Genomic DNA, 1,015 nt, shown 5'->3' on the forward strand with positions numbered 1-1,015 from the left:
AGAGGAAGCTTTATCTGCCGCTGCTTCCGAGTCGGACAGGTTGTGTCGTGCTGTGGGCAGTGGTTCTTTGACCCTTGAGGGACGCCCTGAAATCATGGCGGATCAACCTCTCATCCTTCAAGGGTTTCGTGGGCAAATCAATGGGCCATGGAAAGCTGCTACCGTCACACATCGTTATGAAAAACAAAGCGGATACACAACAGAAATCACACTCGAGGCACCAAACAAGGGAAAAGAAAGCAATGAGAACACTGAACATGCTAAAAACAGAAAATCCAAGAGATAATTTTGCTTCTTCTTTTCGTCAACTTCCCCATAATATTGAAGCAGAGCAGGCATTGCTTGGAGCAATCCTGATTAATAATAATGCACTCGATCGCGTTTCAGACTTTCTCAAAGCAGAACATTTTTTTGAAAGGCTACATCAAAAGATCTTTGAGATTGTCTTACAAATTATTCAAAATGGTCATCTTGCAAACCCAATTACAATCAAGCCCTATATCCAAATGGAAGAAAAAGTTGGAGATATTACTGTATACCAGTATGTTGTTCGCTTAGCCACAGAGGCAGTCACTATTATTAACACTGAAGATTATGGACGCGTCATTTACGATCTTTTTATCCGCCGGTCTTTGATTAATCTTGGCAATGAAGTTGCCAATACAGCTTTTGATGCGCCTCTGGAGTTCACACCTTCCCAACAAATTGAAACGATTGAAAATCAGTTATTTGAGCTCGCCGAAAAAGGAAAATATGGGGGTGGGTTTGAAAACTTTGATACAGCCATTGCAAAAGCACTTAACATGGCAAGCGCTGCAAAAAAGCGTTCCTCACAGCTCTCAGGGATAGCTACCCATATCAAAACCCTTGATGAAAAAATGGGGGGGCTACAGCCATCCGATTTGATTATCATAGCTGGACGCCCTGGAATGGGGAAAACCTCTCTGGCGACCAATATTGCTTTTAATATTGCCAATGCTTGCAAGCGTCATGATAACAGCCAAGCCAATGAAGG

At 42.7% G+C, this 1,015-nt stretch carries 1 protein-coding gene and 1 pseudogene; both read left to right on the forward strand.

Translation table 11 applies throughout. The annotated features are described in order from the left end of the window. Positions 1 to 286: pseudogene (locus ACFINO_RS09975) on the forward strand (late control protein); the annotation flags it as partial. Continuing rightward, positions 243 to 1,015: DnaB-like helicase N-terminal domain-containing protein (locus ACFINO_RS09980; RefSeq protein ID WP_375655658.1), on the forward strand; the 773-nt coding region annotated here is incomplete at its 3' end. The pseudogene ACFINO_RS09975 and the gene ACFINO_RS09980, both read left to right, overlap by 44 nt.

It is taken from the genome of Bartonella sp. AA83SXKL (genome assembly GCF_042196965.1).
GTDB lineage: Bacteria > Pseudomonadota > Alphaproteobacteria > Rhizobiales > Rhizobiaceae > Bartonella.